The organism is Candidatus Cyanaurora vandensis, assembly GCF_013285555.1.
Taxonomy (GTDB): domain Bacteria; phylum Cyanobacteriota; class Cyanobacteriia; order Gloeobacterales; family Anthocerotibacteraceae; genus Cyanaurora; species Cyanaurora vandensis.
In genome coordinates, this window is the sequence record NZ_JAAXLT010000214.1 from 1 (window position 1) to 7,560 (window position 7,560).

9 protein-coding genes and 1 tRNA gene are annotated in these 7,560 nt (G+C 54.5%); 7 read left to right on the forward strand and 3 right to left on the reverse strand.

All coding sequences use genetic code 11. From position 1 onward, the window contains the following. Positions 1 to 204: 204 nt before the first annotated feature. Both HFM78_RS15085 and HFM78_RS15090 read left to right on the forward strand, forming a co-directional pair. Complete coding sequence (locus tag HFM78_RS15085) at positions 205 to 1,326, forward strand: VCBS repeat-containing protein (RefSeq protein WP_287130281.1); 1,122 nt, start codon at positions 205 to 207, stop codon at positions 1,324 to 1,326. Positions 1,327 to 1,397: 71 nt separating this feature from the next. Continuing rightward, positions 1,398 to 1,790: a hypothetical protein gene (locus tag HFM78_RS15090; RefSeq protein ID WP_287130282.1), complete on the forward strand. Its 393-nt coding sequence runs from the start codon at positions 1,398 to 1,400 to the stop codon at positions 1,788 to 1,790. Here the strand turns inward: HFM78_RS15090 and HFM78_RS15095 are convergent, their stop codons facing one another. Continuing rightward, positions 1,791 to 1,982 carry a hypothetical protein gene (locus tag HFM78_RS15095; RefSeq protein WP_287130283.1) on the reverse strand — a complete coding sequence of 64 codons (192 nt, stop codon included), beginning with the start codon at positions 1,980 to 1,982 and terminating at the stop codon, positions 1,791 to 1,793. Between the two features lie 368 nt (positions 1,983 to 2,350). Between HFM78_RS15095 and HFM78_RS15100 the strand changes: the two genes are divergently transcribed. Next, positions 2,351 to 2,812: a hypothetical protein gene (locus HFM78_RS15100; protein WP_287130284.1), complete on the forward strand. Its 462-nt coding sequence runs from the start codon at positions 2,351 to 2,353 to the stop codon at positions 2,810 to 2,812. Here HFM78_RS15100 and HFM78_RS15105 read toward each other — a convergent pair. Further along, complete coding sequence (locus HFM78_RS15105; protein ID WP_287130285.1) at positions 2,749 to 3,816, reverse strand: tocopherol cyclase family protein; 1,068 nt, start codon at positions 3,814 to 3,816, stop codon at positions 2,749 to 2,751. The two genes, HFM78_RS15100 and HFM78_RS15105, sit on opposite strands and share 64 nt — an antisense overlap. A 155-nt stretch (positions 3,817 to 3,971) precedes the next feature. On the opposite strand from HFM78_RS15105, the gene HFM78_RS15110 reads away from it, so the two are divergent. Then, complete coding sequence (locus HFM78_RS15110; RefSeq protein ID WP_287130286.1) at positions 3,972 to 4,586, forward strand: hypothetical protein; 615 nt, start codon at positions 3,972 to 3,974, stop codon at positions 4,584 to 4,586. A gap of 39 nt (positions 4,587 to 4,625) precedes the next feature. Here HFM78_RS15110 and HFM78_RS15115 read toward each other — a convergent pair whose 3' ends face one another. Next, entirely contained in the window at positions 4,626 to 5,894 is a 1,269-nt protein-coding gene (locus tag HFM78_RS15115) for a DUF4912 domain-containing protein (RefSeq protein WP_287130287.1), read from the reverse strand. Between the two features lie 195 nt (positions 5,895 to 6,089). On the opposite strand from HFM78_RS15115, the gene HFM78_RS15120 reads away from it, so the two are divergent. The 3 genes from HFM78_RS15120 to HFM78_RS15130 all read left to right on the forward strand — a co-directional run bounded on the left by HFM78_RS15120 (position 6,090) and on the right by HFM78_RS15130 (position 7,430). Beyond that, positions 6,090 to 6,184, forward strand: a tRNA-Ser gene (locus HFM78_RS15120). Positions 6,185 to 6,195: 11 nt separating this feature from the next. Further along, a complete protein-coding gene (locus HFM78_RS15125; protein ID WP_287130288.1) occupies positions 6,196 to 6,978 on the forward strand; it encodes a photosystem II S4 domain protein in 783 nt (260 codons plus the stop codon). A gap of 146 nt (positions 6,979 to 7,124) precedes the next feature. Continuing rightward, positions 7,125 to 7,430: a hypothetical protein gene (locus tag HFM78_RS15130; protein ID WP_287130289.1), complete on the forward strand. Its 306-nt coding sequence runs from the start codon at positions 7,125 to 7,127 to the stop codon at positions 7,428 to 7,430. The last annotated feature ends 130 nt before the right edge of the window (positions 7,431 to 7,560 follow it).

Consider the following 7,560-nt stretch of genomic DNA (forward strand, 5'->3'; position numbering starts at 1 on the left):
ACTCGCCACCGCTCTCTGGAAGAGTATTTCCTGGACCTCATCGGTGAACCCGACCGCGCTGAATCGGGTCTGTCCTGGATGCGCTAGGAACTAGCCCAGAGTCAATTGAAATATTTTTGACGCTTGACTTAGTCTTAACTTGAACCAATTATGTTAGAACCTATTGGTCTTACATCAATATTGCCCTTCACCCAGGTGACGCTCATGGTAACGACACATTTAAATCTAGTCACCCTCCTTGGTCTCATCGGAGCCTTGGGTGCAGTCCAAGCTCAGCCAGTCCCGCGTAATTACTCCGTCGGCGACGGACCGCAAGCGATTGTGGCAGGAGATTTTGACGGGGACGGGGACCAAGATCTAGCCACGGCAAACGCTTTATCCGACAATATTTCGATTCTCGATAACTTGGGTAATACCGCCGTTGGGAGTCCGCGCAACTTTGCGCTACCCGACAATAGCTCTCCCTCGGAACTCGTGACTGGGGATGTGGATGGTGACTTGGACCTAGACCTCGTTGTCATTGGCAACACGACGAACTTGTTTAATCAGATACCCTACCTCCTGAGTAACCAGGGCGATGGGACCTTTGCTAGCGCGACGAGCATCAATGCGGGGAAGACTTCGCGGATTGAGTCTTTTGCGATTGGGGATCTAGACGGGGATGGGGACTTGGACTTGGCTTTGGGGACCAGTTATGAACTCGTGATTTTGAAAAATAGTGGGAACGGGACGTTCGTTCGCACGCAAGAACAAGCCACCCCAGCGTTAGCTTTTGGGTTAGTGGCTGGGGATCTAGATGGCGATGGGGACTTGGACTTGGCGACCGCCGAGACGATCTTCTATTACAGCAACGTCTCGATCTTCAAAAATGATGGGACGGGCAACTTTGGTCGTCCCCAAGTCCGTGACCTGCGGGGTAGATATCCCAAATCCATTACCGCTGGAGACTTGGATGGCGATGGCGACCTTGATCTCGTAGTGGGCAACAGAGATTTCTTGCGTTCAACCGTCACCGTCCTGGAGAACAACGGGGATGCAACTTTTGGCCCGAACCGCTTTTTCACCAACAAGGGTCAGTCCGCTGATGTTGAGGTGGGGGACTTGGATGGGGATGGGTATCTTGATGTAGTGACGATACTAGAGGATAGGAGCACGGGTACCGTGTTAGCTAACCAGGGTAACGGTCAGCTACTCGCCCCGGTGACGTTTAGCGTGGGTGATGAGCCGCTGGGTGTCGTCGTGGCGGACCTGAATGGGGATGGTCAAGTGGACGTGGCAACGGCTAATTCTGGGTCCGATAACGTGACGATCCTGCTCAATCCGTAACTAGCCCGTTATCCAAATGGGCAACGGCTAAAATATGGACAAGTCCTACCGGACTGAGAGGGGAGTCGTTCATGAAACGTCGCGCTGTACTGTTGGGGTTGGGGGCCAGTCCTGTCTTGGCTCAAGACACACGTACCCCCCGTCTGTTTAACCAAAAATTCGATGCTGTTTACTTGCCCGGTCAATACTACACCTCCATCTTCCTGCCCAGCCTCGGAGCGAGTCGGATCAGTGCCATCGTCTACAGTGAGGTCCAGGGGACAGCTTTTTTAGATGTGACCAATAATGAATTTGATACGCGGGATGTGGTTTTTGGGGTGGTTGAGCAGGTTTTGCCCCCCACTCGGTCCGTAATTTTGAGTATCCCCGCTGAGTTTTTGGTTTTCCAACGGGTCCGGTTGCGAGTTTTCAATGAGGATAAACGGTTTGGTTGGGTCCGTGGGACGCTCTCAGTCTGGACCTGACTAACCTACGCGGTCAGGATTGCCCTGACTAGGACTATTCTGGAATTGACGTTCGAGCCGCCAGACAGCCTCCTCACGGGTGATTAGCTCCATCGGTGCTAACCAGTGCAATAAAATAGCAGGGCACAAGTACCCGCCAAGAAATGTTCCACCGGTAATGAACGCGACTAGGACCACAAACCAGACTTCCATAGAGCTGTCCTTCGACTTGGTGTGAATACCTTAGATAAAAATCCACGTAATTTCAATAGGTAAGAACCGATGCTAAGTAAAATTCAGAGATTTATCAGCTAAATTCGTAGGCATTTTCTGGTTTTTTAAGCATTAATACGTAATTTATACAGTTTTTACAGTGGGTGCTGGTTCTGTGCTTATACTTAGGCTAGTAAATTCACGTACTTCCCCACCGTGGTTGCGCCATGACTCTCTTCATCCCTCGCTCTTTACAGGTCTTAGCTACGCCTTTGCGTCTTCTCCGGGATTGGTGGAACCACCGACAAGCCCCGGTTGTACCCCCTGCCCCTACCCTTGCGTCTACCCCCTGCGACTTGCTCTACGCCATGAAGCGAGATTGTAGTCAGCGGGCCGCGCTCCTAGGGGAACAGTCATTTTTCCAAGCACAGTTGGCGGAGGACTACTTCAGTCAAATCCGGGCAGTGGAGGAGCAGATTTTTTGTCTGATTGAATTCAACTCCGAGGATCACGAACCGCTGCCGGTCCAAGTTTTACGTGATCGTGTCCAGCTCTTATTGGTTGAGGTACTGCGGCTAGAGGCCCTAGCACGGCCCAAAACTGAACTGGCGGATGCCTACAATAAACTGGTCATTGAATTTCAAGTCTGCATCTACAAGCTGAAAGCTTTGCCCGAGTGTGAGGTCCTGACCACAGGCAAGGAATTACTCAGAGCCTTCACGGAACGCCGCTTTGAGCTAGATGAAGCCTATGACCAGCTAGCCCCTCAACACCTACCCGCCCAAGTCCCCGCCCACCGTTCGCCGCCCACCTCGACGGCAGTCGTCTGAGACTCAGCCTCCAAAATCAAGACCCGTTGGGCTCCCCGTCCCCGGTAAAGTTTTAAGGTTAGCTGCCCCGCTAGACTATGCAGACTGATGGGATGCAAAGTTCGGGTAGGGGAGGGACCGAGGAGGGCTTGGAGTTTAGTCCTAGGGACCCCAGCGATTAGTTCAATCTCGTAGCCGTCCGCTCCCGCCCAAATTTGCCAGTGGCCTTGCTGGGTATCGGTCTGGACCTGCCACTGGACCGACCCGGTCTCAGGCCGAAAATTGAAGAACCGCCCCTGGTAATGAAGGCCGACCAGAGCCGCCTCATCCTCCCAACCTAGGGTCCGCCGTGCCCCGCCGCCGCTGGTCACGGTCAAATTGGGGTCCGGTAGACCTTGGACCACGGTGAAATCATTGGCTTGGAGCCAGAACCAGATTTTAGGAAATCCCAGGCTCCAATTTTTCTCGATATAGGCCGGAGCGTGGGTGAAGTTGTGCTGTTGACTGGGCGTTGTGAAGTGACCCGTCGCCCAACCGTGGGCCATACAAACTTGCCAGCCCACCTCATAGACCGGGAGGTACGAAAGTAAACCCATCGTCGCCTCATCCCGCCCCCAACCAAGGATGGGGGTAATCCGGTAATCCCAGCTAAATTCACCCCGATCGGTACGGACTCGGCCCTGATTCAAGCTAGCGGTGGCTTGGTAGCCCGTCTGGAGTTGGTCCCAAAAGGGGGCAGACAGTTGGAGACCCACCCGTGGGGTAGCGGCCTGCACCTGTCCAAAGGCCAGCGCGTCCGGGTCTGCCCAGAAGTTTTTCACTTGGGGAAAGCACTCCACAGCTACTTCGGTAGCGGTTAGAACTTGGACCGCGCCTTGGCTCAAGGGTCCACCGTGGGGGTCCTCAATACTGTAGATGGTGGCGAAAGATGCCTCCGGTAAACTAACTCGGTAATACCAACCTTCAAAAAATCGTTGGCTACCCCGTGGACCGTGATAACCCCGGTGCGGGCGAGCAATGGTCACAGCATTCCTGGAGCGCGCTGTCCCATCTTAACGGGAGCTACCTCTAAGTAAAATTACCAGACATTGCATGACTTTATGACAATCCTCCCAATACGGATGACGACCTTAGGGAATTCTCCGTACAATACTGCTGAACGTATATCTGTCACACGACCATGACTTCTTCCCCCGAACCACATAATGGTCCTCTGGCAGGGTTGGTTGAACAGTTCCGGTCTCTACTCAAAAAGCCAGTACCTGTGCCCCAGCCTCAGGTCAAACCCGCTCAGCCCGTTAAAGCTCTGATTAAATATAGTGCTGTCCTCTATAACCTCAAGAAAAAATGTTCAGACCAAGCAGCGCGGCTGACGGAGCTCACTGCCTCCCATCGGCAAATTGCCCAGGCTTGCCTCAATCAAGCACAGGCCCTCGCGGGGCTGCTGGTTACTTTAGAAGATAGGGCCCGCCGGACCGTTATTGAGCAAAAACTCTACGAAGACTTGCTTGCTCAGGTGGGGAGTTTGGACAAGCGGGGTACCCAGCACGGGGACTTAGCCATCCAGCTATCCCATCTGGTCAAGTCCTACGCCAAGCTCGTCATCGAACTCCAGGTCTGCATTTATAAAGTCCACAGTCTCGACGCGGACCAAGCGATTGAGGTAGGCGAACAGCTACTCCTGAGTTTCCAAAACCAGTACCAGCACCTCGAAGCAGAGGAAGCCCGTCTATTACCCGCTGAGCCCAGCCCGGTCCCTACCGCTAGCCCCGTCCGCTGCGACGCCACCCCCTAACTGAAAACGCCCCGGTGGGGCGTTGGTAGCAAGTCGTCCTCAGTAGGGTGCGACAACCATCTCTTCCTTGGTATTCCCCTGGGCGAGCGGAGTTTGGCGCAGGAAACGCATCGTGATCGCCCGCTGCTGCTCGCCATCGGCGGCAACCGCCACAACTGAAGATTCATGAAGACCGTCAGGGAATTGGTAATGGAAACGGAAGGTCCCGTCGGGATTGAGGAGAATGGTTTGACCGCCCAGGGTGACGGTGGCATCGGGTTCCGTTGCGCCGTAGATGATGAGTTCGGCCCCGGCGACCAGCCAGAAACCCCGTTTCCGCTCCGCTTCACCGTATTGCCCCGAGTAGTACTGTCCTGAGAAGAGACCACTGAACAAAGACAACAGTGGCAGGGGTTGTTGACCCAAGGCTTCGGTCGTCAAACCGCCCGACAGTCCCAGACCGGACTCCGCGCCGGGTAACTGTTGCTCGGCGGACGCCACAGAACCAGCCGGGGCATTGATACCGGCGACATAGTCATAGACAACCGTGTGCAAGCCGGGACTGGGAATTACTGTCTGCTCCGGGGTCGGGGCTGGGGTGAAGGAAGTCGGCGGAGCCTCCGGTGCACTGATCCCGAGGGCACCCGTGCTGACGATAGGTGGTTGGTAGGGCGCGAAGGACTTGTCCTGGAGGTCTAGCAAGAAGGGAATGGACACAAAATGGTCGCTCACCCAATCCGAGGGATACATCGGTGGGACCCGCACCGGAGCAGAACGTGCTAACAATAACCACTCGCCATGCCCACTCTTATAGCCGATGTCCACCACAAAGTCGCGGTCACTGACGGGGATGGGCACATACCATTCCCGGGCAAGTTCGTCACAGGGAAACTCAATCAAGGTATGAGCGTTGGTGCCGTTGAAGTTGAGGTTGGTCACGTCGTAGAGCCGCAACAGTAAGGTCTGGCCTCCGGCCTCACGGAGAGCCTGTTTGTGTTCATTGGGTACATCCCAGTAGGCGTAAGCCCATTGGGGGTCACGGGGCAACAGGACGACGCGGCTCTCGCCATATCCGGCCGGCAACTCCCCGAGGTCGCCGTCCACCAGTAGATCCGTGAGGGCGGTGCCCCCGGTCTGATACTTAGCCATCTCCACGTCCTCTTTGCCGAGGTTGCGCGGACGCTCCTGGGCTTGCTGGGTCTGGGCAATCAGGATGTTTTCCAAGAGTTCTTGCTTGGTCATGCGGCTGTAGCGCGAGACCCGATACCGTTGCGCCACTAAACGCAATTGACGGAGCGTCAGGTCTTCGAGTAGAGCTTGTTCGGACACGGGGCCTCCTCAATTTTGATTACACGATAGCCCTGATCCCCTACGGGATCAAGAGGAGCTCCGCGTCTTCAAAATAGTTGCACCGGCTGAAGCAAGCCAGGGTTAGGCGTTTTGTGAAATTGAGTATAAATCCGCCGCAAACAAGTAAGGGTCGCTTTTTGGTCAGGTACGGGCCTATAATAGTTCTGCTCACCTGGAGAGGTGGCTGAGCGGTCGAAAGCGGCAGATTGCTAATCTGCTGTACGGCAGGTAACTCCGTACCGAGGGTTCGAATCCCTCCCTCTCCGCCAAAGGTTGACCCATGCAATTACCCAGGAATGAATTACTCAAGGGTGCGGAGTTCCGCGATACGTTGGCGCGGGTGATTGATCTGGCGGAACGGGCACTCCAGCAGTGGGGGGTGTGCTGTTCAGATTTTTTGCCGCCCCCGGAGCTTGAGGAATGTCTCAAGACTTTTGCGCCCCTGAGTGAGGTCCAGGTTTTGGCTTGGGGGGGCTATCCCCAGGCGGAACGGCAACGCTTGGCCTTGGCCCATAGTTCTCAGACCTTGACCCCTGAGCAAGTGGCGGTGACGGCCCTGGAAATTCGGGGAAATTTCTTGTTTGACCCAGCTTCACATCGGGACTTCTTGGGGGCGTTGCTCGGGGTGGGATTGACGCGGGATAAGTTTGGGGACCTCCTATTGGTCAAGGACCGGGGTGCCCAAGTGTTGGTGGTCCCGGAGGCAGTCCAGACCCTCGAAACTCTATTGGTCTCGATTCGCACGGTCCCGGTCCAGGTCGTCCCCATTCCCCTCGAACAACTCCAAGTCCGTCCCCCTCAAGTCAAGGAGATGACCACGACGGAGGCTTCCCTACGCTTAGACGCAGTTGCTTCCGCCGGATTTGGGGTGTCTAGGAGCCGCATGACCGAACTCATCAATAGTGGCGAGGTGAAGGTTAACTGGCGGGCTTTGCTACAACCAGCAAAAGCAGTCAAGAGTGGCGACCGCATTACCCTGCGCGGGAAGGGACGCTTGGAAGTCGGCGAGGTCCAGATCACCCCCAAGGGCCGCTACCGCATTCAGTTACGCCGCTATTCCTGAATTACTAGAGATACCTCTGCCATAGGATATAGACTCGACTTGATATTACAAATCTCTACACATTTCCTGAACTAACGTAACAAATAGTAGCACTGCTTAATCACAAGCATCATAATGGGGATCAACGCAGGTCCGAGGTCAGTACGATGATTATTCTCAACCGCTCAGTAGTTACTTACTGTGAGGTCAAACGTCAAGGTTCACCAGAAATTGAGACAGGTATCCGCTGGGGGGATCAACTCTACGTCGTGTATGCGGCCTTTCCCATTGAAGAGGAAGCCCAAGCACGTTTCTTTGTCAAAACCTGTAAACGTAAGGCTTTAATCGTCAATCTTGGCAACAGTTGTACTGTGTGGTGTCAACTGCCCGGCCTAGAGCAAGTTGAAGAAGTACAACGGTTTATCCCTGACCTCCGTGCTTCCCAGCGAGTACAGGCAACCGCAGCGGAATGAATACAGTTTTACCGATGATATGGGTCAAGTCGCTAAGCTGACACGCATCTAACTTGCATTTATAGAATTACCTTTATTTTTAATCCTGCGACCCCAATCAATCTTGAGTTCTCCGCGATTAAGTAATCTA

Coding starts and splice junctions, on each gene's coding strand:
- HFM78_RS15085 (WP_287130281.1), top strand. CDS start 205: ATGGTAACGACACATTTAAATCTAGTCACCCTCCTTGGTCTCATCGGA.
- HFM78_RS15090 (WP_287130282.1), top strand. CDS start 1,398: ATGAAACGTCGCGCTGTACTGTTGGGGTTGGGGGCCAGTCCTGTCTTG.
- HFM78_RS15095 (WP_287130283.1), bottom strand. CDS start 1,982: ATGGAAGTCTGGTTTGTGGTCCTAGTCGCGTTCATTACCGGTGGAACA.
- HFM78_RS15100 (WP_287130284.1), top strand. CDS start 2,351: ATGAAGCGAGATTGTAGTCAGCGGGCCGCGCTCCTAGGGGAACAGTCA.
- HFM78_RS15110 (WP_287130286.1), top strand. CDS start 3,972: ATGACTTCTTCCCCCGAACCACATAATGGTCCTCTGGCAGGGTTGGTT.
- HFM78_RS15125 (WP_287130288.1), top strand. CDS start 6,196: ATGCAATTACCCAGGAATGAATTACTCAAGGGTGCGGAGTTCCGCGAT.
- HFM78_RS15130 (WP_287130289.1), top strand. CDS start 7,125: ATGATTATTCTCAACCGCTCAGTAGTTACTTACTGTGAGGTCAAACGT.